The sequence below is a fragment of the Nocardioides sp. NPDC057767 genome, from assembly GCF_042798275.1.
GTDB lineage: Bacteria > Actinomycetota > Actinomycetes > Propionibacteriales > Nocardioidaceae > Nocardioides.
Genome location: NZ_JBHVKJ010000026.1, coordinates 14,923 through 39,589 on the forward strand (window position 1 = coordinate 14,923; position 24,667 = coordinate 39,589).

At 70.3% G+C, this 24,667-nt stretch carries 25 protein-coding genes; 15 read left to right on the forward strand and 10 right to left on the reverse strand.

Annotated elements, in window-relative coordinates:
• Nucleotides 1–2: 2 nt before the first annotated feature.
• Nucleotides 3–662 (reverse strand): response regulator transcription factor, encoded by a 660-nt coding sequence (locus tag ACFVDI_RS14850; RefSeq protein ID WP_378906231.1) that lies wholly within the window; start codon nucleotides 660–662, stop codon nucleotides 3–5.
• Nucleotides 663–779: 117 nt separating this feature from the next.
• Here ACFVDI_RS14850 and ACFVDI_RS14855 point away from each other — a divergent pair, with 117 nt between their 5' ends.
• From ACFVDI_RS14855 to ACFVDI_RS14885, 7 genes are all read left to right on the forward strand, one after another.
• Nucleotides 780–2,981: a TRAP transporter permease gene (locus tag ACFVDI_RS14855; protein WP_378906233.1), complete on the forward strand. Its 2,202-nt coding sequence runs from the start codon at nucleotides 780–782 to the stop codon at nucleotides 2,979–2,981.
• Between the two features lie 26 nt (nucleotides 2,982–3,007).
• Nucleotides 3,008–3,997 carry a TAXI family TRAP transporter solute-binding subunit gene (locus tag ACFVDI_RS14860; RefSeq protein ID WP_378906235.1) on the forward strand — a complete coding sequence of 330 codons (990 nt, stop codon included), beginning with the start codon at nucleotides 3,008–3,010 and terminating at the stop codon, nucleotides 3,995–3,997.
• A 103-nt stretch (nucleotides 3,998–4,100) separates the two neighbouring features.
• Nucleotides 4,101–5,279 carry an acyl-CoA dehydrogenase family protein gene (locus ACFVDI_RS14865; protein ID WP_378906237.1) on the forward strand — a complete coding sequence of 393 codons (1,179 nt, stop codon included), beginning with the start codon at nucleotides 4,101–4,103 and terminating at the stop codon, nucleotides 5,277–5,279.
• The gene (locus ACFVDI_RS14870; RefSeq protein ID WP_378906239.1) at nucleotides 5,276–6,397 is read left to right on the forward strand and encodes a CaiB/BaiF CoA transferase family protein; all 1,122 of its coding nucleotides are present in this window, start codon (nucleotides 5,276–5,278) and stop codon (nucleotides 6,395–6,397) included. Before ACFVDI_RS14865 ends, ACFVDI_RS14870 begins: the two co-directional genes overlap by 4 nt.
• Complete coding sequence (gene lhgO, locus ACFVDI_RS14875) at nucleotides 6,394–7,605, forward strand: L-2-hydroxyglutarate oxidase (protein ID WP_378906241.1); 1,212 nt, start codon at nucleotides 6,394–6,396, stop codon at nucleotides 7,603–7,605. The genes ACFVDI_RS14870 and lhgO overlap by 4 nt, the downstream gene beginning before the upstream one ends.
• Nucleotides 7,605–8,564: a dihydrodipicolinate synthase family protein gene (locus ACFVDI_RS14880; RefSeq protein ID WP_378906243.1), complete on the forward strand. Its 960-nt coding sequence runs from the start codon at nucleotides 7,605–7,607 to the stop codon at nucleotides 8,562–8,564. The genes lhgO and ACFVDI_RS14880 overlap by 1 nt, the downstream gene beginning before the upstream one ends.
• A 2-nt stretch (nucleotides 8,565–8,566) precedes the next feature.
• Nucleotides 8,567–9,352: an SDR family oxidoreductase gene (locus ACFVDI_RS14885; protein WP_378906245.1), complete on the forward strand. Its 786-nt coding sequence runs from the start codon at nucleotides 8,567–8,569 to the stop codon at nucleotides 9,350–9,352.
• 33 nt (nucleotides 9,353–9,385) lie between these two features.
• Here the strand turns inward: ACFVDI_RS14885 and ACFVDI_RS14890 are convergent, their stop codons facing one another.
• Nucleotides 9,386–10,042 (reverse strand): response regulator, encoded by a 657-nt coding sequence (locus ACFVDI_RS14890; RefSeq protein WP_378906247.1) that lies wholly within the window; start codon nucleotides 10,040–10,042, stop codon nucleotides 9,386–9,388.
• Nucleotides 10,039–11,178, reverse strand: coding sequence for a sensor histidine kinase (locus ACFVDI_RS14895; RefSeq protein WP_378906249.1), 1,140 nt, complete (start codon nucleotides 11,176–11,178; stop codon nucleotides 10,039–10,041). The genes ACFVDI_RS14890 and ACFVDI_RS14895 overlap by 4 nt, the downstream gene beginning before the upstream one ends.
• A 162-nt stretch (nucleotides 11,179–11,340) precedes the next feature.
• Here ACFVDI_RS14895 and ACFVDI_RS14900 point away from each other — a divergent pair, with 162 nt between their 5' ends.
• Nucleotides 11,341–11,814, forward strand: a complete 474-nt coding sequence (locus tag ACFVDI_RS14900) for a DUF6326 family protein (protein ID WP_378906251.1) — start codon at nucleotides 11,341–11,343, stop codon at nucleotides 11,812–11,814.
• Here the strand turns inward: ACFVDI_RS14900 and ACFVDI_RS14905 are convergent.
• Nucleotides 11,789–12,667, reverse strand: a complete 879-nt coding sequence (locus tag ACFVDI_RS14905) for a hypothetical protein (RefSeq protein WP_378906253.1) — start codon at nucleotides 12,665–12,667, stop codon at nucleotides 11,789–11,791. The two genes, ACFVDI_RS14900 and ACFVDI_RS14905, sit on opposite strands and share 26 nt — an antisense overlap.
• An 83-nt stretch (nucleotides 12,668–12,750) precedes the next feature.
• Nucleotides 12,751–13,017, reverse strand: a complete 267-nt coding sequence (locus tag ACFVDI_RS14910) for a metal-sensitive transcriptional regulator (RefSeq protein ID WP_378906255.1) — start codon at nucleotides 13,015–13,017, stop codon at nucleotides 12,751–12,753.
• Nucleotides 13,018–13,199: 182 nt separating this feature from the next.
• Here ACFVDI_RS14910 and ACFVDI_RS14915 point away from each other — a divergent pair, with 182 nt between their 5' ends.
• From ACFVDI_RS14915 to ACFVDI_RS14940, 6 genes are all read left to right on the forward strand, one after another.
• Entirely contained in the window at nucleotides 13,200–13,502 is a 303-nt protein-coding gene (locus ACFVDI_RS14915) for a rhodanese-like domain-containing protein (RefSeq protein WP_378906257.1), read from the forward strand.
• 7 nt (nucleotides 13,503–13,509) lie between these two features.
• Nucleotides 13,510–14,970, forward strand: a complete 1,461-nt coding sequence (locus ACFVDI_RS14920) for a rhodanese-like domain-containing protein (RefSeq protein ID WP_378906259.1) — start codon at nucleotides 13,510–13,512, stop codon at nucleotides 14,968–14,970.
• A gap of 1 nt (nucleotide 14,971) precedes the next feature.
• On the forward strand, nucleotides 14,972–15,967 hold the full coding sequence (locus tag ACFVDI_RS14925; protein ID WP_378906261.1) for a TSUP family transporter: 996 nt from the start codon (nucleotides 14,972–14,974) through the stop codon (nucleotides 15,965–15,967).
• 63 nt (nucleotides 15,968–16,030) lie between these two features.
• On the forward strand, nucleotides 16,031–17,050 hold the full coding sequence (locus ACFVDI_RS14930; RefSeq protein WP_378906263.1) for an AraC family transcriptional regulator: 1,020 nt from the start codon (nucleotides 16,031–16,033) through the stop codon (nucleotides 17,048–17,050).
• Between the two features lie 83 nt (nucleotides 17,051–17,133).
• Nucleotides 17,134–18,273: a hypothetical protein gene (locus tag ACFVDI_RS14935; RefSeq protein WP_378906265.1), complete on the forward strand. Its 1,140-nt coding sequence runs from the start codon at nucleotides 17,134–17,136 to the stop codon at nucleotides 18,271–18,273.
• Nucleotides 18,270–19,109 (forward strand): SDR family NAD(P)-dependent oxidoreductase, encoded by an 840-nt coding sequence (locus ACFVDI_RS14940; RefSeq protein WP_378906267.1) that lies wholly within the window; start codon nucleotides 18,270–18,272, stop codon nucleotides 19,107–19,109. Before ACFVDI_RS14935 ends, ACFVDI_RS14940 begins: the two co-directional genes overlap by 4 nt.
• A gap of 7 nt (nucleotides 19,110–19,116) precedes the next feature.
• Here ACFVDI_RS14940 and ACFVDI_RS14945 read toward each other — a convergent pair whose 3' ends face one another.
• From ACFVDI_RS14945 to ACFVDI_RS14955, 3 genes are read right to left on the reverse strand one after another with little or no spacing between them, the layout of a single operon-like run.
• Complete coding sequence (locus tag ACFVDI_RS14945) at nucleotides 19,117–19,728, reverse strand: flavodoxin family protein (protein WP_378906269.1); 612 nt, start codon at nucleotides 19,726–19,728, stop codon at nucleotides 19,117–19,119.
• 28 nt (nucleotides 19,729–19,756) lie between these two features.
• A complete protein-coding gene (locus ACFVDI_RS14950) occupies nucleotides 19,757–20,239 on the reverse strand; it encodes a hypothetical protein (RefSeq protein ID WP_378906271.1) in 483 nt (160 codons plus the stop codon).
• Nucleotides 20,240–20,261: 22 nt separating this feature from the next.
• Complete coding sequence (locus ACFVDI_RS14955; RefSeq protein ID WP_378906371.1) at nucleotides 20,262–21,263, reverse strand: NAD-dependent epimerase/dehydratase family protein; 1,002 nt, start codon at nucleotides 21,261–21,263, stop codon at nucleotides 20,262–20,264.
• A gap of 141 nt (nucleotides 21,264–21,404) precedes the next feature.
• On the opposite strand from ACFVDI_RS14955, the gene ACFVDI_RS14960 reads away from it, so the two are divergent.
• Nucleotides 21,405–22,583 (forward strand): alcohol dehydrogenase catalytic domain-containing protein, encoded by a 1,179-nt coding sequence (locus ACFVDI_RS14960; RefSeq protein WP_378906273.1) that lies wholly within the window; start codon nucleotides 21,405–21,407, stop codon nucleotides 22,581–22,583.
• On the opposite strand, the gene ACFVDI_RS14965 is transcribed toward ACFVDI_RS14960, so the two are convergent.
• Both ACFVDI_RS14965 and ACFVDI_RS14970 read right to left on the reverse strand, forming a co-directional pair.
• Nucleotides 22,573–23,913: an NAD(P)/FAD-dependent oxidoreductase gene (locus ACFVDI_RS14965; RefSeq protein WP_378906275.1), complete on the reverse strand. Its 1,341-nt coding sequence runs from the start codon at nucleotides 23,911–23,913 to the stop codon at nucleotides 22,573–22,575. The two genes, ACFVDI_RS14960 and ACFVDI_RS14965, sit on opposite strands and share 11 nt — an antisense overlap.
• The gene (locus ACFVDI_RS14970) at nucleotides 23,897–24,646 is read right to left on the reverse strand and encodes a hypothetical protein (protein ID WP_378906277.1); all 750 of its coding nucleotides are present in this window, start codon (nucleotides 24,644–24,646) and stop codon (nucleotides 23,897–23,899) included. Before ACFVDI_RS14970 ends, ACFVDI_RS14965 begins: the two co-directional genes overlap by 17 nt.
• Nucleotides 24,647–24,667: the final 21 nt, after the last annotated feature.

The window sequence follows — 24,667 nt, forward strand, 5'->3', positions numbered from 1 at the left end:
CATCACTCCTGCGGGATGACCCGGTAGCCCACGCCGCGGACCGTTGCCACCAGGCCCGGCCGACCCAGCTTGGACCGCAGCGCCGACACGTGGACGTCGAGCGTTCGCGAGGCACCGACCCAGGCGGTGTCCCAGATCCCCTCCATCAGGGTCTCCCGCGTGACCGTGTCGCCGGCGGCCTGCACCAACATGGAGAGCAGGTCGAACTCCTTGCGGGTCAGGGCGACCTCCTCTCCCGCGACGGTGACCCGGCGTGAGCCATGGTCGAGATGCACGTCACCGACATGCTCCAGGAGCTCGGTCGGCCGATGCCCCACGCGCCGCATGACGGCATCGATCCGGGCGAGAAGCTCGGCGAGCCGGTAGGGCTTGGTGACGTAGTCGTCCACACCCGAGCGGAGGGCGGAGACGACGGTGAGCTCGTCCCTCCGGGCGGTGACGGCAATGATCGGCACGTCGACCCGGGTCCGGAGCTGGCGGCACAGGGCCAGCCCGTCCTGGTCGGGCAGTCCCATGTCGAGCAGGACCAGATCGATGCCATCGAGAAGCTCCAGCGCCTCGGCTGCGGTGCCGGCCCGGCGTACGTGGAGATGCACGCGCTGCAGGGCAGGCGTCAGCGCCGCCACGACCCGGTCGTCGTCCTCGACGAGCAGGACTCGCATCTCACCTCACCCGCCTGGCGAACACGCCAGGGATCTCGATCGGCCAACGTTAGAACTCTGTAAAGTCTCCCGCCCGAACCGGAAGATGTGACGCACGACACTTCTAGGTTACGCAGCATGCCAGTCACCCCCTCACCCCGCCAACCGGGGTCCCACGTCGACGTCGACAGCCTCGTGGCGGACTACGACGAGGAGAAGCCGTCCCGGAGCCTCTCGCCGCGTCTGGAGCTCATCGTCGGGCTGTGGTGCTTCCTGGTCGCCCTGTTCGTGCTCCGTCAGGTCTTCGACCCCCTCGACCTGGGCAGCCAGTACTACCTGATCCTCTTCCTCGGCATGACGCTGCCGCTCGTCTTCCTGACCTACCGGATGCGTGGACGTCGCGACTCGGCGAACCCCCACACCCAGCACACGGACATCGATCCAGCACCCGCCGAGCCTCACGCCGAGGCGGGCCGCGCCGCCGACAACCCCGGTGTCGTCGACTGGCTGCTGGCCGCCACGGCCGTGCTCGTGGGTCTCTACCCGGTGCTTCCGCTGCCGTTGACGGACATCGGCCTCGGCGGGTTCGGCGAGTTCCTCGACCGCCAGGGGTCGCTGCTCACGCTCGACGTCGTGGCCGGGACCGTGCTGCTGGTGCTGGTGCTCGAGGCCACCCGCCGGACGACCGGGCTGGTTCTGCCGGCGGTCTGCGCCGTCTTCTTCGTCTACGCCTACTTCGGCGGCTACCTGCCGATCGGCTGGAGCATCAGCCACATCGGGCTCGACCTCGATCAGATCATCAACGCTCTCTACAACGAGGCCTCCGGGTTCTTCGGCGTACCCCTCGACGTCGCGGCGACCTACATCGTGCTGTTCACGATCTACGGCGCGGTGCTCGATCGCATGGGAGCGGGCCGGTTCTTCGTGGAGTTCAGCTTCTCCCTGTTCCGCAGGTCCGGGTCGGCCCCCGGCCGCACCGTCGCCACGTCCGGGTTCCTGCTCGGCACCGTCTCCGGTTCGGGAACGGCGACCGCGGTCACCCTTGGCTCGTTCGCCTGGCCGATCCTCAACAGGGCCGGCTATCCGAAGGAGGCGGCCGGAGGCATGCTGGCCGCGTCCGGCATCGGCGCCATCCTGTCGCCACCGACCATGGGAGCAGCGGCGTTCATCATCGCCGAGTATCTCGGTGTCTCCTACGTATCCGTCCTCGTGTGGGCGATCGTGCCCACGCTCCTCTACTACCTCGGTATCTTCCTCGCCGTCGAGATCGATGCCCGCCGATTCGGGGCGCATCGCGTCGACCTCGAGATCGCCAACCCGCTGCGACTGCTGGCCCGCTTCGGCTATCACTTCGTCAGCCTCGGCGTGATCGTGTTCTTCCTCGCCATCGACATCCCACCGTTCCGGGCCGTCGTCTACGCCACCGGGGTCGCCGCGCTGTTCGGACTCCTCGAGGCGGTGCTGTCCCGTCGCCCCGTGGTCAGCGGCTTCGACAACCACGACCTCGAGCAGGAGCGGATGGCGCTCGGCGAGTCCCTCGAGGACTACGCCCGTCGCATGTACGCCGCCCTGAGCTCCGGCATCCGCTCGGCGTTGCCCGTCATCGCGGTCTGCGCCGCCGCAGGCGTGATCACCTCGGTCATCGCCAAGACCGGCCTGGGCCAGGTGTTGTCCGACGTCCTCGTCGACCTGGCCTCGCTGCTGTCCTTCAACGAGGCGTCGCTGCTGGTTCTCTCGGCGCTGTTCTCCGCGTTCGCGATCCTGCTGCTCGGCCTCGCGGTGCCCGTGACTGCGTCGTTCATCCTCAGCTGGGTCATCATCGGCCCGGCCCTGATCTCGCTCGGCGTGGACGCCCCGCAGGTGGCGATGTTCATCTTCTACTACGCGGTGCTCTCGGAGGTCTCCCCGCCCACAGCGCTGGCCGCGGTGGCGTCGTCCGCCATCACCGGCGGCAAGGTCATCCCGACGATGATGCAGGCCTGCAAGTACACGCTGCCCGCCTTCCTGGCCCCGATCGCCTTCGTGGTCACCGACAACGGCGCACACCTTCTCTCCCGCGGTGACTTCGTCGACGTCGTATGGACCTTCCTGGTGGCCGGATGCGCAGTCGGCGCCCTCGCCATCTGCACGACCGGATGGATCCTCGGCCCGACCAACCTCCTCGAGCGCATCCTGTGCCTGCCGGCCGCGCTGCTGCTGCTCTACCTGGTCCCGACCTCCATCGCGCTGGGCTTCGCCCTGCTCGCCATCGCCCTGGTGCTCCACGTCGTACGTCGCAGGACGACGGGCGCGACGGCCACCCGGCGAGACCACACCAGCCCCGACCCGACGCACGCATGACCCCAACCCCCAAGAAAGGCAACACCATGAAGCGCATCACCCCGCTCGCCGGGATCGCCGTCGCCGCGGCCCTCGTCCTGACCGCCTGCGGCGGCCAGCAGAGCCGGCAGCAGGCAGGATCCGGCGCAGACGAGAGCAGCTGCGACGCCGGCCAGGGCCGCATCTCGATCGCTACCGGAAACTCCACCGGCGTCTACTACGTCGTCGGTGGCGGAATGGCTCAGGTGATCAACGACGAGACAGACCTGAAGGTCACCGCCGCCGAGACCGGCGCCTCGGTGCAGAACATCGAGCAGGTCGTCGCCGGCAACTACAACGTCGGCTTCTCGCTCGCGGACTCCGCCGCCGACGCGGTCGACGGCGAAGCCGACTTCGAGGAGCCCCAGGACATCTCGACCCTCGGCCGCATCTACTCCAACTACACGCACGTGGTGGTACGCAAGGATGCCGGCATCGACTCCGTCGAGGACTTCGCCGGCAAGGCCATCTCGACCGGTTCTCCCGAATCGGGCACCGAGGTCATCGCCAACCGGCTGATCGAGTCCGCGGGGCTCGGGTTGTCGGACGTTAAGCGTCAGCGTCTCGACCTGACCAAGACCGTCGACGGCATGAAGGACGGCTCCATCGACGGGCTCGTGTGGTCCGGCGGTCTGCCCACCCCGGCGATCACCGACCTCTTCACCTCGATGGGCGACAAGGTCGAGTTCATCGACATCACCCCTCTGCTGCCGAAGATGCAGGAGGTCAACGAGGTCTACGAAGAGGCGTCGATCCCGGGCGACACGTACGAGCTGGCGGGGGACATCCCGACCATCGTCGTTCCCAACGTGCTGGTCGTGAAGAACGACATGCCCGACAACCTTGCCTGTGCGCTCACCACGCTGCTGGTGGAGCAGAAGGACAAGCTCGTCCAGGTCCACCCGGCCGCCGACGAGATCGACCCCGCCACCATGGCCGAGACCGGGCCGATCCCGCTCCACCCGGGTTCCGAGCGCGCGCTGACAGACCTCGACTGACGCCCGCGAGGTGGGTCGGCACAGCCGGCGCTGCGCCGACCCACCTTCCCTCCAGATCCCACCGCACCGATACCAGCCAGCCACACCTCAAGGAGACCGCCCCGTGAACGCCCGCATTTCCCAGACCCCACTCGAGCTGTTCGACACCGACTCGCTGATCGACGAGGAGGATCGGGCGATCCGCGACACGGTGCGGCGATTCGTCGAGGACCGGATCAAGCCGGACGTCGCCGACTGGTACGAGTCAGGCGCGATCCCGGCCCGCGACCTGGCCAAGGAGCTCGGCTCTCTGGGCGTGCTCGGCATGCACCTGGACGGCTACGGCTGCGCGGGCACCAGCGCCACCGCGTACGGCCTGGCCTGTCTGGAGCTGGAGGCCGGCGACTCGGGGCTCCGCTCCCTCGTCAGCGTCCAGGGATCGCTGGCGATGTTCGCGATCTGGAAGCACGGCAGCGACGAGCAGAAGCAGGAGTGGCTCCCGCAGATGGCGGCCGGCGAAGCCATCGGCTGCTTCGGCCTGACCGAGCCGGACTTCGGTTCCAACCCCGCCGGCATGCGGACGCGCGCAGTCCGGGACGGGTCCGGCTGGAGGCTGACCGGGAACAAGATGTGGATCACCAACGGCTCGGTGGCCGACGTCGCGGTGGTGTGGGCGCAGACCGACGGCGGCATCCGCGGGTTCGTCGTCCCCACCGACACCCCGGGATTCTCGGCGCCGGAGATCAAGAAGAAGATGTCGCTGCGGGCCTCCGTCACCTCCGAGCTCGTGCTCGACGACGTCCGCCTCCCCGCAGGCGCGGTGCTGCCCGGGGCCGCTGGCCTTTCAGGACCTCTCTCGTGCCTCAACGAGGCCCGCTACGGGATCGTCTTCGGAGCGCTGGGTGCTGCTCGCGACAGCCTCGAGACGGCGGTCGCCTACTCGAAGGACCGCGACATCTTCGACAAGCCGCTGGCGGCCTACCAGCTGACCCAGGCGAAGCTCGCCGACATGGCCCTGGAGCTCGGCAAGGGGATGCTGCTCGCGCTGCACCTGGGCCGCCTCAAGGACGCCGGTTCGCTGCGGCCGGAGCAGATCTCGCTGGGCAAGCTCAACAACGTCCGCGAGGCGATCGCCATCGCCCGCGAGTGCCGCACCATTCTCGGCGCCGCCGGTATCACGCTCGAGCATCCCGTCCTCCGGCACGCCAACAACCTGGAGTCCGTGCTCACCTACGAGGGCACGAGCGAGGTCCACCAGCTCGTCATCGGCCGCGCCCTGACCGGAGAGGCGGCCTTCCGGTGACCCGAGGAGCCCTCGCCGGCGTACGCATCGCCGACTTCAGCCGGGTCCTGGCGGCGCCGTACGCCACGATGCTGCTCGCCGACCTGGGCGCCGAGGTGATCAAGGTCGAGCGACCGGATGACGGCGACGAGACCCGCTCGTGGGGCCCGCCATGGTCCGACGAGGGCGAGTCGACCTACTTCCTCTCGGTCAACCGCAACAAGGAGTCCCGCGCGGTCGATCTGCGCTCCGCGGAGGGTCGACGCGAGGCACAAGACCTCATCGCCGGGTGCGACGTCCTCGTCGAGAACTTTCGCGACGGCACGATGGAGCGACTCGGCCTGGGGTACGCCGCCCTGTCCACCGAGCACCCCGGGTTGGTCTACTGCTCGATCACCGGTTTCGGGGCGCGGGAGGGCGCGTCGCTCCCCGGCTACGACCTGGTGGCCCAGGCCGTCGGCGGGCTGATGTCGGTGACCGGTACGCCGGAGTCGGGGCCGGTGAAGGCCGGTGTCGCGCTGGTCGACGTGATCACCGGGCTGCACGCGGCCATCGGGATCCTGGCTGCGCTGCGCCACAAGGAGCACACCGGGCAGGGGCAGCGAGTCGAGGTCAACCTGCTGTCTTCGCTTCTCTCCGCACTGTCCAACCAGGCATCCACCTACGTCACGACCGGCCAGGTGCCCCAGGCGCTCGGCAACGTACATCCCAGCATCGCGCCGTACGAGCTGCTCGCCACCGCGGACCGGCCGCTGGCCGTCGCCGCGGCGAACGACAAGCTCTTCTCCCTGCTCGCCAGGGGCCTGGGCCGACCAGAGCTGGCCGACGACCCACGTTTCGCGACCAACGCAGACCGGGTGGCCCACCGTGCCGTGCTGGTCGCCGAGCTCGAGGACGTGTTGCGGGAGCGGCCGGCCGACCACTGGTTCGCCGTGTTGTCCACGCTGGGAGTGCCGTGCGGCCCGATCAACGACCTGGGCCAGGCATTCGCCCTCGCCGAGCGGCTCGGTCTGGCACCGGTCGCCGACATCCCCGGCGAGAGCCGGGACCCCGTGCCAACCGTCGCCCACCCGATCACCCTGTCGGCCACGCCGGCGACGTATCGGAGCGCACCGCCACGCCTCCCCGGGGCCCGATGAGGGCCCTCAGGGTCGCCGTGGTCGGCGGCGGCATCATCGGCACGGCGGTCGCACGACATCTGGCATGCCACCACGACGCCTCGGTCACCCTGCTCGAGAAGGAGGACCATCTGGGGGCGCACCAGACCGGCCACAACAGCGGTGTGGTCCACGCCGGGCTGTACTACGAGCCGGGAAGCCTCAAAGCGACGCTGTGCCGCAGAGGCGTCGCCCTGCTCCAGGACTTCGTCACCGAGCACGCGATCGCCTACGACGAGTGCGGCAAGGTCGTGGTAGCGCTGTCGCAGAGCGAGGCCGGGCGACTCGACGCGCTGCACAGACGCGCCGTCGCCAACGGGGTGCCGGGCGTCAGAATCGTCGATGGCGACGAGCTGCGAGCGATCGAGCCCCACGCTGCCGGGGTGCGCGCGATCCACTCGCCGCAGACGGCGATCGTCGACTTCCCCGCGGTCACCGCGGCCCTGGCCGCCGAGCTGCTCGACGCGGGCGGATCGGTGCGTCTCGGTCACGAGGTGACAGCCATGACGGAACGCACCGACGGCGTACGCGTCAAGACGACGAAGGACGAGCGCGACCACGACCTGGTCATCGTCTGCGGCGGGTTGCAGAGCGACCGGCTCGCCGCTCTGCTGGGTGAGCGTCGTGAGCCGCGGATCGTCCCGTTCTACGGCGACTACTTCGTCGCCGACCCGAGCCAGCGCTCACTGGTGCACGGGATGATCTATCCGGTTCCGGACCCTCGCTACCCGTTCCTCGGCGTCCACGTCACCCCGAGAATCGACGGAACGCTGACACTCGGCCCCAACGCGTTCCTCTCGCTCGGGCGCGAGTCCTACGAGCGCGGCACGATCGTCCCGCGTGACGTACTCGAGTCCGTCGGCTTCCCCGGATTCTGGCGCTTCGCCTCGCGCAACGTGGCGGCAGCGGTCCGGGAGTCCCGCACTGCGCTGAGCTCCCGCCGGTTCATCGAGGAGGCCCGCAGGTACGTGCCCGACCTCGACACCGCCGGTATCCGGCGCGGCGGTCGCGGGGTCCGTGCCCAGGCGATGGACGACGCCGGCCATCTCGTCGACGACTTCGTGATCACCGGCACCGACCGGGTGGTGCTGGTCCGCAACGCACCATCTCCCGGAGCAACCTCCGCCCTCGCCATCGCCGAGCACGTGGTCAACGAGGCGCTGCGGCGCCGTAACGGAAGGACATCGTGATGAATCCCCCACTCCTCTCCCCCGGTCTCTGGGGCATCCTGGCAACGCCGTTCCATGGCGAACGGCTTGCGGTCGACCTCGCCTCCCTGCGGGCCGAAGTGGACCTCTACCTCGGCGTTCCCGCCCAGGGGCTGGTCGCCCTCGGCGTCTTCGGCGAGGGCGCCGCCCTCGACTCGGCAGAGCAGGCCGCGGTCGTCGCCACGGTCGTCGAGCAAGCACCCGGCCTCCCCCTGACCGTCGGGCTGTCGGCGCGCACGACCGCCGTCGCGGTAGAGCAGGCACGCACGGCAACAGCCGCAGCCGGACCCGCGCTGGCCGGTCTGATGGTGCAGGCGAACACGCCGGATCCGGCGACGCTGGCCAGCCATCTGAGGGCGATCCACGACGAGGTCGGCGCCGGCATCGTGCTCCAGGACTATCCAGTTGCGTCCGGAGTCCGGATGACCGATGCCCAGGTGCTCGAGACCGTGGAGGCGTGTCCGTTCGTGGTGGCGGTGAAATCCGAGGCACCGCCGACCGCTCTCGCTATCGCGCGACTGAGCGCGCACACCGACATCCCCGTCTTCGGCGGACTCGGCGGCGTGGGGCTGATCGACGAGCTCGCTGCCGGCGCCGCGGGTGTGATGACAGGCTTCTCCCATCCGGAGGGGTTGCGGGCGGCCCTCGACGCCTGGCATCAGGGCGGGTACGACGCCGCCCGAGCCGCGTTCGCGCCCTGGCTGCCGCTGGTCAACTACGAGGCACAGCCGGGCATCGGACTCGCCCTGCGCAAGGAGATCCTGGCCAGGCGCGGCGTGATCGCCGAGGCCGCGGTGCGGCCGCCGAGTCCCGCCGCACCGGAGGAGCTCCTGCGCCTGGCGCCACACCACCTGGCGGCGGTGCAATCGCTGCTCGGCACGGCAAGCCGACGTCTCCTGGCCGACATTTCCCTCCACCACGCGACACGAGAGCTGAGCTGACCATGGACACCGGACTCACCGGACGCACCGTGCTGATCCCCGGATCCACCTCGGGGCTCGGGCTCGCCAGTGCCCGCGCCTTCACGGCCGAGGGTGCCCGCGTCGTCATCGCCGGGCGCCGGGCCGGGCTCGCGACGGCGGAGGCCGAGGCACTCGCCTCCTCACCCGGCTCTGCCTTCGGCATCGAGTGCGACCTCACCGTCACCGGCTCTGCGGAGCGGCTGGTCGAGGAGGCCACCCGTGCCTTCGGCCCGATCGAGGTGCTCGTCCTCAACAGCGGTGGCCCGCCGGCCGGATCAGCGGTCGACGCCACTCCGGAGGCGGTGGAGTCGGCGATGCTGACGCTCCTCCAGCAGCAGATCCGGCTCGTACGTGCCGTGCTGCCCGGAATGCAGCAACGGGGGTGGGGCCGGATCGTGGCGATCGGGTCGAGCGGCATCCAGCAGCCACTCGACAACCTGGCGTTGTCCAACACCGGCCGCGCAGCGCTGGCGGGCTACCTCAAGACACTGGCCGGCGAAGTGGCGGGCAGCGGCGTCACGGTCAACATGGTGCTGCCCGGACGGATCGCCACGGACCGGGTCGCCGCGCTCGACCAGACCCGCGCCGACAAGACCGGAGCGACGACGAGCGAAGTGCGGCGTACTGCCGAGGCCAGCATCCCGGTGGGCCGGTACGGCGCCCCCGAGGAGTTCGCCGCCGCCGTCGTGTTTCTCGCATCGACACCAGCCTCCTACATCACCGGCGAGCAGCTGAGAGTCGACGGCGGCCTGGTGCGGTCCTACTGAGCGGGGCGATCCGGCAGCGTGCGCCTGTATCCGCTAGTCGGGTCGCACCCGTCTGGTGTCGTAGGCCCACATCGCGATCTCGACGCGGTTGCGGGTGCCGAGCTTGGTCATCAACGAGGCGACGTGGGTCTTGACCGTGCTCAGGCTGACGAAGAGCTCGGTGGAGATCTCGGCGTTGGTCCGGCCCCGCGCCACGAGGGCGAGCACCTCCTCCTCGCGCTCGGTGAGCGGGTCGACGGGCTGGACCGGCACGGCCGGCGCCTGGTCGGCGAAGGTCGCCAACAGCCGGCGGGTGACGTTGGGGGCGATCAGCGCGTCCCCGTATGCCGCCGCGTGGATGGCCTGGACGAGAAGCTCCGGTCCGGCGTCCTTGAGCAGGAAGCCACGAGCGCCGGCGCGTAGGGCGCCGAGGACGTACTCGTCGAGGTCGAAGGTGGTGATCACAACGACGGCCATCGGGTCCGCCACGTCCGGCCCGGCCAGGCGCCGGGTGACCTCGACACCGTCGAGCCCAGGCATCCGGATGTCGACGAGGAGGACATCAGGTCGCAGCCGGGTCGCCAGGTCGAGCGCAGCGAGCCCGTCTGCGGCCTCCCCCACGACCTCGAGGTCCGGTTGGGCGCCGAGGATCATCACCAGCCCGGTCCGTACCAGGTCCTGGTCGTCGGCCACGAGGACCCGGATGCTCATGCCGGCGTCTCCGCCGGCAGCGCGGCCTCGACGACCCAGCCACCGCCGGGCCCCGGTCCCGCGGAGAACGATCCGCCGAGGAGATGGGCGCGCTCGGCCATGCCCAGCAGGCCGAACCCCGGCTCCGGGGTCGGCCCAGGCTCGGCCTGGCCGTCGTCGCAGACCCGCAGCCTGACGACATCGCCCTCCCGGCGTACGTCGATCCCGACACGGGTCGCGGTCCGGGCATGCCGCACGGCGTTGGTCAGCGACTCCTGGGCGAGCCGGTAGAGCGCGGCGTCCACGGGGCGGGCCAGCCGGGTCAACGAACCGGTCAGCGAGACCTCGACCGTGAGTGCCACGTCCGCGAGCGCCAGCGCAGGCAGGTCCGCGACACCCGGCTGCGGCGCGTAGGCGACGGCTTCCTCCTCCCGCAGCACCCGCACCATGGATCTCATCTCCGCGAGGGTTCGCGACGCTTCGGACTCGATCGCGGCCAGGACCTCCGCCGCCTTCTCGGGCTGGCTGCCCGCGACAACGCCACCGGCCTGCGCCTGCACCGCGATGGCCGAGACGTGATGGGCCACGGTGTCGTGCAGCTCGCGCGCCAGCGCCACCCGCTCCTGGTTGCGGATCTCGAGCTGCTGGCGATGCCAGAGGTCCGCACGGTAGCGGAACACCGCAGCCAGCGCGACGATCAACAGCAGCAGGACGCTTCCGCCGAAGACGTCGGCCCAGCCCGCGGAGGAGGCGTACATCCCCAGCACTACGACCACCGCCACGAACGCCGTCCCCAGCACGATCTCCCGTCCCGAGCCCCACCGCACCAGGGAGTAGAGCAGGATGAGGTCGGCCATCATGGAGTAGAGGCCGAGGTCCCCGCCGTTCACAGCCAGCTGGAGGACCGAGAGCAGCCCGGCGACGCCCCACCCGAGGACGGCGGCCACGAGCGGGCGTCCCCGCCGCCAGAGCAGGGCAGGCACCAGCGCGAGGGCGAGCACCGTCACCAGGGGTCGCCAGGCCAGGCCCGTCCGCACGATGCCCTCGACCAGGGTGGCGGCGGCGAAGACGCCCACGAGCAGCCAGTCGAGACGACCGACGAGCGGGGCGTCGGCAGGCCGCGGCTCGTGCCAGATGGAGCGCCGGACAGTGTTCACGGCTCCAGCCTAGGGATCGGCGCGCCGCCGCGTACCGGCCGAAAGTACGAGACGGAGACCGTTCCATCGGCCAGGCGAGCTCCGGCCTCGGGTCCGATGTGCCTGCTGCCGGGCTCAGCGAGCGTGGACCCACCGATCCTCACCACGACAACGGAGGCCACGATGAGCACACGTCAGACCATCACCACGCTGGACGACCGGCCGGTCCCGGTCAGAGCCGAGCTCGCCGCGGCATGGACCAGCTTCATGTTCCTGTACGTCTACGTGGACATCCTCAATTTCTTCACGCCCGGCGTCGTCGAAGACATCCTCGACGGCAAGGTCTTCGAGTTCGATCTCTCCCAGACCTTCTCGACCGCGGCGCTGACCCTGGTGTCCGTCCCGAGCCTCATGGTCGTGCTGTCGATGGCGCTGCCCGCACGGGCGAACCGCATCACGAACCTCGTCGTGGCCGCGCTCTACGTCCCCGTCACGGCATTCAACCTGGCGGGCGCGTCCTGGCTCTACTTCTACGGCCTCGGCGTCGTCCTGGAACTGACCCTTCTCGGCTTCATCGTGCGGCGCGCCTGGACCTGGCCCCGCACCGCACCCGTCCCGCTGGGCAACGGTGCTACGACCCGACCCGGACGCCAGTGATGGCGAACCGCTCGACGCCAGCGACATGGCCACCGGTCGACACCGCGATGGTCAGTACGCTGCCGGCGGGGGCACTGAACGGCATCGTGGTCGACCAGGGGCTGTTCTGCCCGCCGGCGGGGATGCCCGGGGACCGGCCGACCTCGCCGGTGCCCAGGCGCAGGACCCGGATCACCAGACTCTCGTCCACCCCGGTGATCCTGCCGCCGACGGCCATCGGGGACGTGACCGTCGCGCCGTAGCGCGGCGTGGTCAGCGATAGGGTGCTGTCCTTCGTGCCGACGACTTCCCACGGCGCGTACGAACCGCTTCCGATCTTCGCCAGGTGCACGACCGCCGCCGTGGTGTCCTTGCCGTCGGGCAGCCGGAAGCCGACGTCGACCCACGCCTGGTCGTCGGAGATCGCCACCCGAACCACCCGGTCGACCTCCTGGTAGCCGAGGTAGCTCTGGGTGAACCGCCGCGCGACCAGGCCGGCATCGAGATGCCACGGCTGGTGCCCGCCGTCTCGGTACGCCCGCTGCCACACCGCCGCCTCCTCGACACCGGCGAACGGCCACAGCGGCTGATAGCCGAACCGCGCGGGTGGCGTCGACGTCGGTTCCGTGGGCGTCGCACTCGGGGTGGCCGACTCCGTCGGGGTCGCGCTCGTCGACGGCGTCGGCGTCGCGGTGCTGCTCGCAGATGGCGTCGGCACGGCACCACGGTCACCGTTGTCCGAGCGCACGGCAACGACGATGAGCACGGCAACCGCGACCGCGAGCACTGCTGCGACGGCGGTCATCACCCACGCCCACCGGCGGCTGGTACGCGCGGACTGACCCGGCCTGCCGTCAGGCGTTGGTTCGGTCATCTGGAATCACCCCGCGCTCAACGTATTCCGAGCGTCCGCCCGGCCTCAGAGCCGTTGGTCCTGCGCACCGCCGACCAACTGCCTCACGCCAGGGCGAGGAAGAGCTTCTCCATCTTCTTGACGTCCGCGTCGTCAAGACCCTCATCGGTCTCGGCGAGGCACTGCTGCAGGCCGGTGGCGACGATCGCGTAGCCAGCGCGGGAGAGCGCCTTGTTCACGGCGGCCAGCTGGGTGAGGACGGCCTCGCAGTCAGATCCCTCCTCCATCATGCGGATCACGCTGGCGAGGTGGCCGTTGGCGCGCTTCATACGGGTGATGATCGCCTTGATCTCGGCGGGTTCGAGGTCCATCAGTTGTTCTCCAGTGCGGCCAGAGCCGCGGTCAGCCACTGCCGTGCGTCAGTCGCGGCGGCGCGAAGGGTGGGACTACACCCACAACCATACAACCCCCTAGGGGGATGTGTTAACGTCGATGATGTAACCCCCCGGGGGGTTACACTTGCAGTTCGACAAGCACCAAAGGAGTTCCTCTCATGCGTGAGACCACCATCGACCAGCTCGCTGCGGCACTCGGTCAGGGCGCGGCTGTCGTCGACGTTCGCGAGCCTGCGGAGTTCCGCGAAGGTCACGTGCCCGGTGCGATCAACATCCCGATGGGTCAGCTCTTCGCCCGACTGGGCGAGATCGATCGGAATCGTTCGGTGCACATGGTGTGCGCCTCGGGCAACCGCAGCGGTGCGATGACCGACGCCCTGATCGCGAACGGCTTCGACGCGATCAACGTCGCGGGCGGCACCAACGCCTGGATCCGCTCCGGGCGACCGATCGAGAAGTGAGGCGAACATGACCGACCACACCGCCACCCAGTCCACCGCGCCGGCCTCAGCGACAGACGAGGCTCGGCGGCCAACCGAAGGGCTGACCGTCCGCACCATCGAGACCCCTTCGCTCGGGGACCGCACCTACGTGGTCCACGACGGCGAGGTCGCCTTCGTCGTCGACCCTCAGCGCGACATCGACCGAGTGCTGGACGTACTCGAGGCCGACGGCGTCCGACTGACCCACGTCTTCGAGACCCACATCCACAACGACTACGTCACCGGCGGCCTGGCGCTCGCGCAGGCGACGGACGCGGCCTACCTGGTCAACGGCGCGGACGAGGTGTCCTTCGATCGCACCCCGATCGCTGACGAGGAGATCGTCGAGGTCGGTGACCGGATGCGCGTCCGCGCCATCGCCACGCCCGGCCACACCTTCACCCACCTCTCCTACGAGCTCTCGGTCGACGGACCCGACGGCGAGGAGCCTTACGCCGCATTCACCGGCGGCTCGCTGCTCTACGGCGCCACCGGACGTCCCGACCTGCTCGGCGAGGCGCACACCGACGCCCTGGTGCGCCACCAGCACGCCTCGGCGCACAAGCTCGCCGAGCAACTGCCCGACGAGACGGAGATCTACCCGACCCACGGGTTCGGATCCTTCTGCTCGGCCACGCAGTCCGACGCCACCGCCTCGACGATCGGTGACGAGAAGCGTTCGAACCCGGTGCTGACCCGGGACGAGGAGACCTACGTCCGCGAACTGCTGGACGGCCTCGGCGCGTGGCCGGCGTACTACGCGCACATGGGACCCTCCAACGCCGCCGGCCCGTCCGCCCCCGACCTCTCCCCGGTGCAGGAGGCCGACGCGACCGAGCTGCGGCGCCGGATCGAGGCCGGCGAGTGGGTGGTGGACCTGCGCAACCGCAAGGCCTTCGCCGCAGGCCACTCCCCCGGCACCTTCAACTTCGGGCTCGACGGCGCCTTCTCGACCTACCTGGGCTGGCTGATCGAGTGGGGCACCCCTGTGACCCTGCTCGGCGAGACCGCAGAGGACGTCGCCACCGCCCAGCGCGAGCTGGTCCGGATCGGCATCGACCGGCCCGCGGCCCAGGCCACCGGCGGACCGAAGGACTGGACCGACGGCGAGCTCGGCAGCTTCCCCACCGCCACCTTCGCCGACCTGGCGCAGGTGCGCCACCACCGCGACGTCGTCGTGCTCGACGTGCGCCGCACCGACGAATATGACGGCGCAGCGATCGAGGGAGCGGTCAACATCCCGATCCACGAGCTGCCCCGACGCCTCAACGAGGTACCGGCCGGCGAGGTGTGGGTGCACTGCGCCGGCGGCTACCGCGCCTCGGTCGCCGCCTCGTTCATCGCCGCTGCCGGCGGTGCCCCGGTCGCGGTCGACGACTCCTTCGAGAACGCCGAGAAGGTCGGGCTGCACGTGGTGAGCCCCCGCGGCGGCCGCGCCGACGCCTGAGATGACGCTGCTCCTCGCCGTCGCCGCCGGTGTGCTCATCGGCCTGTCCCTGGGGGCACTCGGTGGCGGTGGCTCGATCCTGGCCGTGCCGGTGCTCGTCTACCTGCTCGACCAGACCGCACCTCAGGCGACCACCGGATCGCTGGTGGTCGTCGGCATCACTTCGCTCATCGGGGTGATCGCCGCGCACCGCGCGGGCAACGTACTGCTCGGCCGCGGCGTGGTGTTCGGACTGGTCGCGATCGGCGGGGCGGTGGTGGGAGCCGAGGCGTCCAGCCGGGTCCCCGAGGACGTCCTGCTGGCCGCCTTCGCCGCCCTTTTGCTGCTGGTCGGCGTACTACTCGCCTGGCGCCAGCTACGTCATGGTCGGGGAGATGGCGGCCGGCGCGCAGCGCGGCCCGCGCTGGATGACCCGATCATCACGTTCAGCCCGAGGTTCGCCTGCCAGTGCCCCCGGGCGCTCAAGGTGCTGGTGACCGCGACCGCCGTCGGCGCGCTGACCGGTTTCCTGGGTGTGGGCGGCGGTTTCCTCGTCGTCCCCGCCCTCCTCCTCGCCCTCGCGCTGCCGATGGAGTACGCCGCCGGCACGTCGCTGGTGGTCATCACCATCACCAGCGCCGCAGCCCTGGCGGTCCGGGCCGGTTCCGGCGTCCAGCCGGACTGGGTGCCCGTCGCAGTCCTCACCGTGACCTCAGCGGCAGCAGCCGTCGCCGGGGCACGCCTCGCCGACCGAGTCGACACCGGCTGGCTCCAGACCACTTTCACCGTCCTGCTCCTCGGCGTCGCCGTCTACACCGCCGCCCAGGCGCTGCCCACGCTTCTCGACGCGCGAGTGGACCGACCAGAGCAGGTCAGGACCGCGTCACGCCTTCATGATGATCGGCCGGAACAGGGCGGCAAGGTGTTAGCCTCCGATCGCCGACGAGGAGGAAGCGCGATGTCCGAAGCAGTTGCGGCGGCCCGCACATGTGGTGCGCGACGCCAGGCATCCGTGTGACCCGGGTTGGGCGTGCCAACTGACCTGCCGAAACGACTCCGGGGCGAGTCCCCGGCCGGTCCGATGATCCGCACGGCAAGCCTTCGAGGGTTCACGTCCCTCGTCGAGGAGCTCGGCGGGGAGGCCGGCCCGCTGCTGCGCCGCTTCGGCATCTCCCCCGCCACGCTGGCGTCCGACGAGGGCCTGATCTCGATCACCGCTCACGACCTGATGCTCGACGCGGCAGCCGCCGCGCTCGACTGTCCGGACCTCGGCCTGCGTCTGGCCGAGCGCCAGGACCTGAGCATCCTGGGCCCGCTGGCGATCGCCGTCGAGTCCTCCGCGACGGTCGCCGATGCGCTGGAGTGCGCGTCGCGGTTCATGTTCGTGCACAGCCCGGCGCTCCAGATCGGCGTCGAGCCGGACCCGCGCGGGGTCCGCGGGGTCGTGGCCGCCACCTACCGCAAGGACCTGCGCGAGTCGCCCTACTCCGCCCAGGCGATGGAGCTCGGCCTGGGCCTGTTCCATCACGTGGCCGACCTGCTCCTCGGCGGCATGACCGGGCTGCGCTCCGTCGAGATCCCCCACGCTCCGCTGTCGCCGATCCAGCGCTACCTCGACTTCTTCGGGGTCGAGGTGAGGTTCGGGGCGGCGTTCGGGGCGCTGCGTCTCGAGCGGTCCGCGCTCGACCGGGGCTTCGACAGCGCCGACGAGACGATCCGGCGGATCGCGCTCGAGCACCTCGCCGCCCACTATCCCGATCCAGGATCGGCGACCGCCCCGCGGGTGCGCGGCGTCATCGCCGAACTGCTGGCGTACGGGTCCCCCGGCATCGCTCAGGTCGCTCGGCTCCTCGGGGTGCACCCGCGCACGCTGCAGCGACGCCTCGCCCGCGAGGACACGACCTTCGAGGCGTTGCTCGACCTGGTGCGGCGGAACGCCGCCCATCGCTACATCACCACGACGGAGATGTCGCTGACCCAGGTGGCGGCGCTGTCCGGGTTCAGCGAGCAGTCCTCGCTCAGCCGCGCGGTGCAGCGGTGGTACGGCACCAGCCCCCGCGCCCTGCGCCGTGAAGGCACCGCGATGCCGGCGAGCGAGTGACCGCCTCCGCTGTCGCGCTGGGACAAGTTCTTGCGTCATCAGCGCGTCACACTCGTCGGGTCACCGACGAGAAGGAGAGCATCATGACCGGCACCGACGCCCGACCCGACGGCGGTGGTCTTGCCGCCATCGGCGCCCGCACGATCCCCGAGTTCGAGGGGGTGCACGACGTCTGGCCACGCGGTGCCCGGCTCGAGGCCGTGCGCGAGGCCGCGGCGGCGTACAAGACGCGCTTCAAGGCCCAGGGTCAGATCCACGCGGTGAGGTCGGTCGACATCGCCGCCGCGCCCTACCCGGTCCACTACGCCTTCCACGACGCCGTGTCGGTGCCGACGCTGCCGCTGATCTCCATGATCAACCGCATGATCGTGGTGCAGTACGCCGACTGGGACGGCCGCGCTCGGACACTGGTCTTCGAGCCGACCGTGCCGGACGGCTCCGCCGAGGCGCCGTTCTACCGCAACCTGCAGAGACTGACGAACAGGCTTCCCGGCGGCCGCCTGATCGAGAAGGCCATCGTGAGGTACTACAACGAGCCCGGCGACGTGCTCGAGCAGCTCGGGCTCGCCCCGGAGGACATCGACTTCTGCACCTTCGACCACCTGCACGTGCAGGACCCGCGGATGATCCTGGGATCGACCGAGGTCGTCGAGGGTGAGACCGAGCCGCGTGAACCCCTCTTCGCAGGCGCCCGGATGCTGGTCCACGCGCGGGAGCTCGCGACGCTGCAGTCGCTGCACCCGATGCAGTGGGCCTGGTACGTCGAGGGCGGCCTGGACGGCGTCGACCCGGACAAGTTCGTGACGTTCAACGGCGACATCGAGCTCGGCCCCGGCATCGCGCTGCTGTGGACGCCGGGTCACACCGACGGCAACCACTCCCTCGTGATCAACACCCCCGACGGCGTGTGGGTCTCCAGCGAGAACGGCATCTCGCTGGACAACTGGCAGCCCGAGCTCTCCAAGATCCCCGGCGTGCGCCGCTACGCCGAGCAGCTCGGGCGGGAGATCTGCCCGAACGCCAACACCCTGGAGGACTCCCTGGACCAGTACGACTCGATGGTCAAGGAGAAGACGCTCGCCGACCCGTGCAAGGACGACCCGCGCTGGCTGCAGATCCTGCCGTCGACCGAGCTCGTCGCGTGGAAGCGGTTCTGGCCCGTCGTACCCACCTACCTCCACGGCGGGATCGAGTACGGCACGCTGAAGGGCAGCCGCTCGTGACCCGCCCCGCATCGGGCGCCGTCGTCACCGGAGCGGGCCGCGGGCTCGGCAGGCAGATCGCCGCGCTCCTCGTCGAGCGCGGCCACACCGTGCTGGTCACCGACCTCGACGAGGCGGCCGCACAGACCGCCGCCGAGGAGCTCGGCCCGAACGCGATCGCGCGGGCGCTCGACGTACGCGACGCCGACGCGGTCGACGCCGCCCGGGACGCCCTGCTCACCCACGCCGACCGGCTCGACGTCTGGGTCAACAACGCCGGCGTGCTCGTGAGCGGCCCGGCCTGGACGCAGGCTCCCGACACGCGCCGGCTGATGCTCGAGGTCAACGCCCTCGGCACGATCAACGGCACCGTCAGCGCCATCGACGCCATGCGCGCCGAAACCGGTGGCCACATCGTCAACATCGTCTCGCTGGCCGGCATCACCGCGGTGCCCGGCGAAGCCGTCTACGCCGCCTCGAAGCACGCGGCCATCGGCTTCAGCCTCAGCACGCTCGCGGACCTGCGGCTCGCCGGCGTCGAGAACGTCGACATCTCCTGCGTCTGCCCCGACGGCATCTGGACCCCGATGCTCTACGACAAGCTCGACGACCCCGCGGCGGCACTGTCGTTCTCCGGCAGGCTGCTCCAGCCCGAGGAGGTCGTGGCCGCGGTCGGCGCGGTGCTCGACAAGCCACGACCGGTCAAGACGGTGCCCGGGTGGCGCGGGATCCAGGCACGCCTGGCCGATGCGATCCCCCGGCTCGGGCTGAGCGCGGCGCCCGTCGTCGTGGCGCAGGGCCGCCGCGCCCAGAAGCGGCTCCTCGCCCGCGCGGCGCGGGGCGAGGACGTCAGCTGAGGCAGCTTCACCCACCCGCCGGGTACGGCGAGGTCGCCAGCAGGCCCGCGAGGTGGGCCAGGTTGCGGGCCAGGGTCTTCGTGGTGCCCGCGGTCGCCTCCGGGGTCGGCGTCTTGTCCTTGTAGTCCACGCCCTGCATGGCCTCGCCGACCCAGTACGTAGACCCGCCGGCGGGGATGGTGAAGCCGACGTCGCTGAGGGCCTGGCAGAGCTCGGCGGTGACGTGGTGGGCGCCGTCCTCGTTGCCGACGACGCCGATCCCGGCGACCTTGTCGTAGGTCAGCATCCGACCGTCCTCGTCGGTCTCGCCGAGCTCGGCGTCGAGCCGCTCGAGCACCATCTTGCACACCGAGGACGGCTGTCCCAGCCAGATCGGGGTGACCAGCACGAGAGCGTCAGCGGCGAGCATCCGCTCGCGCAGCTCCGGCCAGGCGTCACCGTCGCCCTCGTCGGTGCTCACCCCGAACCGGACGTCATGGTCGACGACGCGGACCATCTCGCCCTTCACGTCATGGTCCATGAGCGCCGAGAGGATCTGGGATCCCAACAGCGCGGAGCTGGACTCGTCGGGCGAGCTCTTGAGGGTGCAGTTCAGGATCAGACAGGTCAGTGGCGTCATGCCAACCGGTAACCCGAGGGCATCACCCTCATGCCCGGACCACCGCACGGGCCACGCGCAGGTGCAGGTCCTCGAGGCGGGAGAGCTGATCGTCGGCGCGACGCACGAGCTCGTCCAGCTGCTGCGGGTCGAGGCGTACGTCCTCCTCGCTGATCGCCCGCAGCAGCTGCCACCCGGCCCGCTTCCCGAACACCGCGTCGCGCAGTGCCTCCAGCTCGAGCAGGTCCGAGAGCGGTGAGCGCCGCACCACGCGGCCGTTGGGCTTCAACCGGCCGGCGAGCTCCACGGCACGCCCTGTCGTGGCGGCGACGCCCGACGGGGCCGCCCCGGTCGCGACGATGATCTGACGCAGAGCCTCCCGGTCATCGTTCACCTCGGTGGACAGCCGTCGTACCCGGGCGGCGACGTAGGGGTCGGAGTGCGAGCGTCCGACACGCCGGAACAGCGCGGCACCGGCGCTGGAACCCGCCCAGTGGTGCTGCAGGTAGGAGTGCAACATCTCGTCGTTCATCCGGTGCTCCTTCTCGTGGCCGTCAGGGACGTAGCGGCGGGAGGTCGCTGCCGGCCCGCTCCGGGATCCCGGAGACGACCGCCTCGAGAGCGTCCATCGCCGAGTGGCGTGGCCGCCAGCCCAGCTCCAGCTCGGCGCGGGCGGTCGACATCAGCGGCAGCTGCATGACCGCGTCGAGCAGGTCGCCGGGGACCGGTGCCAACCGGGCGTGCCAGGCCGTGTCCAGGCTGTGACGGGCGAGGTTCGGCGGGATCTCGATCGTTCGAGCGTCCAGCAGCTCGCCGATCTGCTCGCGCCCGATGACTCCGGCTCCGGCCAGGTTGAACGCGCCCGTCACGTCGGTGGTCGCCGCGGCGGCAAGGGCCCGGCCGACATCGCCGGCATGCACCGCCTGGAACCGCAGCCCCGCGGGCAGCGGAACCGCCGGGATCCGCCGGCGGTCCACGAAGGCGGGCCGGAGCAGAGGACCGCCGAAGATACGCCGCTGCTCGCTCGCCGCGGAGCGCTGGAAGACGAACGCGGGCCGGACCCGGACCAACCGGACCTCGGGGTGGTGGCAGGCGAAGGCGTCCAGAGCACGCTCGACGTACGCCTTCTCCCGGCAGTACGCAGCGGCCGAGGCACCGTCGGTCTCCCAGGTCTCGTCGACCGGGTCGTCGTGGTGCGCCGGCGAGTAGGCCGCCACCGACGAGGCGCACACGAGCGCCGGCACTCCTGCCCGGGCCACGGCCGCGAGCACACGCCGGGTACCGACGGCGTTGGTGGCCCAGGTCTCCTCGGGGCGATGGGTGGGCTGGAACTTCCAGGCGAGGTGGACGACCGCGTCGGCACCTGCCATCAGCGGCTCCAGGTCGTCGATGGAGACATCGGCCTCCCGCCACTCGACGGACGCGTGGACGTTGGACCGTGGGCCCCGTGGGGCTCGGCGGGCGACCCCCACGACCATGGCGGCGCCATCCGCGGTCAACGACCGGATCGCGGCGGTGCCGAGGTTCCCCGATGCGCCGATGACGACCACCTTCATGTTGTCCACGCCCTCCCTGCGGCCTGATCTGCGATGTGCCCCACCGGTACCCACCTCCGCCGGGTTCAGCACTGCCTCGACAGGCTGGACAGGCCGGATCGGGGTACCGCAGGGGTGACTCGATACCGAGGAGGGACATCCATGAAGGCGGTCACCTGGCAGGGCAAGCGCGACATCCGGGTGGAGGAGGTCCCGGACCCGCACATCGTCGAGGACGACGACATCATCGTCGAGATCACCTCGACCGGGCTGTGCGGCTCCGACCTCCACCTCTACGAGGTGCTCACCGGTTTCATGACGCCCGGTGACGTGGTCGGGCACGAACCGATGGGGGTCGTCGCGGAGGTGGGCCCCGGGGTCAGCGAGGTGAGCGTCGGCGACCGGGTCGTGGTGCCGTTCAACATCAGCTGCGGCACGTGCTGGATGTGTCAGCACCGCCTGCACTCGCAGTGCGAGACCACCCAGAACCGCGACCAGGGCACCGGTGCCAGCCTCTTCGGCTACAGCTCGCTCTACGGCCAGGTCCCCGGCGGACAGGCGCAGTATCTGCGCGTTCCCTTCGGCAACCAGCTGCCGATCAAGGTCCCGCACGGCCCGCCCGACGACCGTTTCGTGTTCCTCTCCGACGTCCTCCCGACCGCCTGGCAGGCGCTGCAGTACGCCGACCCCGACCCGCACAGCACCGTGCTGGTGCTCGGCGCCGGTCCCATCGGCGACATGGTGACCCGATTCGCCCTCGCCGCCGATCACCGGGTGATCAGCGTGGATCGTGTCCCCGAGCGCCTCGCCCGGGCGCGGCAGCGCGGGGCCGAGACGATCGCCCTCGAGTCCGGCGACATCGCCGAGCAGGTGCGCGACCTGACCGACGGACGCGGAGCCGACGCAGTGATCGACGCCGTGGGCATGGAGGCGCACGGTTCCCCGATCATCGAAGGGATGACCAAGCTGGTGTCCCGGATGCCCGGAGCCGCCGGCCGCGCGGTGATGCAGACGGCCGGGGTCGACCGGATGGCCGCACTCCACACCGCCTTCGACGCCGTACGCCGCGGGGGCAACGTCTCGATCTCCGGCGTCTACGGCGGCGCGCTCGACCCGTTCCCGATGATGCAGCTCTTCGACAAGCAGGTGTCCATCCGGATGGGCCAGGCCAACGTACGCGCGTGGACCGAGGACCTGCTGCCGTTCCTCGTGGGCGAGGACGACCCGCTCGGCGTCGACTCCTTCGCCACCCACCACCTCCCCCTCAGCGAGGCTCCGGAGACCTACAGGTCCTTCCAGCAGAAGGCCGACGGGATGGTCAAGGTCGTCTTCAACCCCTGACCCAGGCCTTGCGCCTGCTGCCGTTGACCATGTCGTTGAAGCGGTCCACGGCCCAGATCGTCCTGAGTCCGGCGCGGCTCATCATCATCGGTCGCGGGAACCGGGGCCTCTCCTGCCACACCGTGCGGAGGTCCTCGTGCAGCTCCCCGTCGACGATCGCGTCGGCGATGAGCGTCCCGATGTAGGGTGCCTGAGCCAGGCCATGACCGTTGCAGGCGATCGAGTAGTAGATGTCGTCCCGCATCCGGCCGGCGAGAGGAAGCCAGGACGAGGTGATCGCGATCCATCCGCCCCAGGCGCGGTCGATCGCGACGTCGGCCAACGACGGGAACCGGGTGGCGAATGCGCCGGCCAGCTCCTCGACCAGGCCGGGGTCCGGCACCTTCTCCGGGAGCGGGTAGCTCGTGCCGCGTTCGAGGCGGCGTACGCCGAAGACGATGGTGTTGCGCGGCGTCAGCCGGTAGTTCTCCATGATCGCGTGCTGCGTGACCAGACCCATGCCGCTGGTCCAGCCCAGCGCGGCCAGACGCTCGGGAGCGATCGGCTCGGTCTCCACCTCGATGACGTAGATGGGCACGGAGAGGTGCTTCGGGGTGATGTCCCACTCCCCCGCGAAGGCGTTCGTGGCCAGCACCACCCGGTCCGCCCGGAGCCTGCCGCGCGGGGTCGTCAGGACGACCCGGCCGCCCTCGCGGCGGACCTCGGTGACCTTCGTCTGCTCGAAGACTCGCGCGGACGAGTCGAGCAGGACCTCGCGCATGCCGAGGCTGAACTCGCCGGGGTTCATCCTTCCTCCGACGACCTCCCGCATGCCGCCGACGAACCCGCGTGGGATCCCCAGCTCCGCAGCCGTGCCGACCTCCACGTGGCCGCCGGCTCGGGTGATGATCTTGGCGACCCGGCGAACCCGGCCCATCTGACCACGCGAGACCGCGGCGAACGCGTTGCCGGTGGCCTCGTACTCGCAGTCGATGTCGTGCTTGGCGATGAAGTCCTCCACATGGTGCGCGGCACGCTCGGCCAACCGCATCATCCCCGGCATCTTCTTGCGCGAGAGCAGGTCGAGCAGCTGGATGTCGCCGCCGGGGGCGCCCGCCAACTGGCCCGCGTTGCGCGAGCTGGCGCCGTGGCCGCAGAACTCGGCCTCCAGCAGGACCACGTCCTGGCCCCGCTCGGCGAGCCGCAACGCGGTCGACATCCCGTTGATGCCGCCGCCGATGACGGCGACCCGGCATTCCAGGTCGGCGTCCAGGGCCGGGCGTACGTCGGTGGGCGGGTCGACCCAGCCGCTGAAGGCCGCGTACGCGACATTGTCAGTGGGCGCGGGCATGGGTCACCTGGCGCTGGTCGGTGCGTTCGTTGTGCTCGTGCAGTGCGCGATAGGCGAAGAGGTAGATGAACAGCTGCAGGCCCCACACCGTGAGTGCGAGCGCGTAGAACAGCGCACGGTCCTGGAGCGGGTCGACGGAGGCCGGGAACGGGAAGAAGTCGTAGCCCAGGGCGATGCCTGTCGCGGCCAGGCTGACCAGCAGCGTGGCGACGGCGATCTTCGTCGCGCCGATGTTCCACAGTCGCTTGGTGACGTACGCCAGGAAGACGAGCGTCAGCAGGTTCACGACGAGATAGATCGTCGCCGGGCCGGGGTAGAGGATGTGGTGGCCGGCGTCGTCGACGTGGTCCTGGAACTTCGGTTGCCCCAGGTAGAGCCCTGCACCGATGCCGATGGCGAAGATCGCCACGTCGACCGCCTTGCTCGACCTGTGGCGGTGGGTCACCGCGAGGAATCCCACCACCAGCAACAGCGTGACGCCGACCGAGCGTGAGAAGGCATCGAGGAAGAAGGCGAACGAGTACTGCAGGCTGGCCTCGCCGGCCTTCTTGTCCTCGGGGAAGCGGAGCGCCCAGATCAGGAAGTTCACGCCTGAGGTGGCGATGATGAACCACTCGATGCCGAGCAGGTAGTTGCGGTACTGCCTGATGAACTTCCAGCCGGCCCAGTAACCGCCGGCGATCATGATCACGTCCCCGATCAGGAATGCCAGGGCGTAGATGTCGTCTCTCATGTCTGTCTTCTTTCACTCATG

Coding starts and splice junctions, on each gene's coding strand:
- ACFVDI_RS14930 (WP_378906263.1), top strand. CDS start 16,031: ATGATCCGCACGGCAAGCCTTCGAGGGTTCACGTCCCTCGTCGAGGAG.
- ACFVDI_RS14945 (WP_378906269.1), bottom strand. CDS start 19,728: ATGACGCCACTGACCTGTCTGATCCTGAACTGCACCCTCAAGAGCTCG.
- lhgO (WP_378906241.1), top strand. CDS start 6,394: ATGAGGGCCCTCAGGGTCGCCGTGGTCGGCGGCGGCATCATCGGCACG.
- ACFVDI_RS14920 (WP_378906259.1), top strand. CDS start 13,510: ATGACCGACCACACCGCCACCCAGTCCACCGCGCCGGCCTCAGCGACA.
- ACFVDI_RS14880 (WP_378906243.1), top strand. CDS start 7,605: ATGAATCCCCCACTCCTCTCCCCCGGTCTCTGGGGCATCCTGGCAACG.
- ACFVDI_RS14965 (WP_378906275.1), bottom strand. CDS start 23,913: ATGCCCGCGCCCACTGACAATGTCGCGTACGCGGCCTTCAGCGGCTGG.
- ACFVDI_RS14885 (WP_378906245.1), top strand. CDS start 8,567: ATGGACACCGGACTCACCGGACGCACCGTGCTGATCCCCGGATCCACC.
- ACFVDI_RS14960 (WP_378906273.1), top strand. CDS start 21,405: ATGAAGGCGGTCACCTGGCAGGGCAAGCGCGACATCCGGGTGGAGGAG.
- ACFVDI_RS14950 (WP_378906271.1), bottom strand. CDS start 20,239: ATGAACGACGAGATGTTGCACTCCTACCTGCAGCACCACTGGGCGGGT.
- ACFVDI_RS14925 (WP_378906261.1), top strand. CDS start 14,972: ATGACGCTGCTCCTCGCCGTCGCCGCCGGTGTGCTCATCGGCCTGTCC.
- ACFVDI_RS14915 (WP_378906257.1), top strand. CDS start 13,200: ATGCGTGAGACCACCATCGACCAGCTCGCTGCGGCACTCGGTCAGGGC.
- ACFVDI_RS14970 (WP_378906277.1), bottom strand. CDS start 24,646: ATGAGAGACGACATCTACGCCCTGGCATTCCTGATCGGGGACGTGATC.
- ACFVDI_RS14905 (WP_378906253.1), bottom strand. CDS start 12,667: ATGACCGAACCAACGCCTGACGGCAGGCCGGGTCAGTCCGCGCGTACC.
- ACFVDI_RS14860 (WP_378906235.1), top strand. CDS start 3,008: ATGAAGCGCATCACCCCGCTCGCCGGGATCGCCGTCGCCGCGGCCCTC.
- ACFVDI_RS14855 (WP_378906233.1), top strand. CDS start 780: ATGCCAGTCACCCCCTCACCCCGCCAACCGGGGTCCCACGTCGACGTC.
- ACFVDI_RS14900 (WP_378906251.1), top strand. CDS start 11,341: ATGAGCACACGTCAGACCATCACCACGCTGGACGACCGGCCGGTCCCG.
- ACFVDI_RS14955 (WP_378906371.1), bottom strand. CDS start 21,263: ATGAAGGTGGTCGTCATCGGCGCATCGGGGAACCTCGGCACCGCCGCG.
- ACFVDI_RS14935 (WP_378906265.1), top strand. CDS start 17,134: ATGACCGGCACCGACGCCCGACCCGACGGCGGTGGTCTTGCCGCCATC.
- ACFVDI_RS14910 (WP_378906255.1), bottom strand. CDS start 13,017: ATGGACCTCGAACCCGCCGAGATCAAGGCGATCATCACCCGTATGAAG.
- ACFVDI_RS14890 (WP_378906247.1), bottom strand. CDS start 10,042: ATGAGCATCCGGGTCCTCGTGGCCGACGACCAGGACCTGGTACGGACC.
- ACFVDI_RS14850 (WP_378906231.1), bottom strand. CDS start 662: ATGCGAGTCCTGCTCGTCGAGGACGACGACCGGGTCGTGGCGGCGCTG.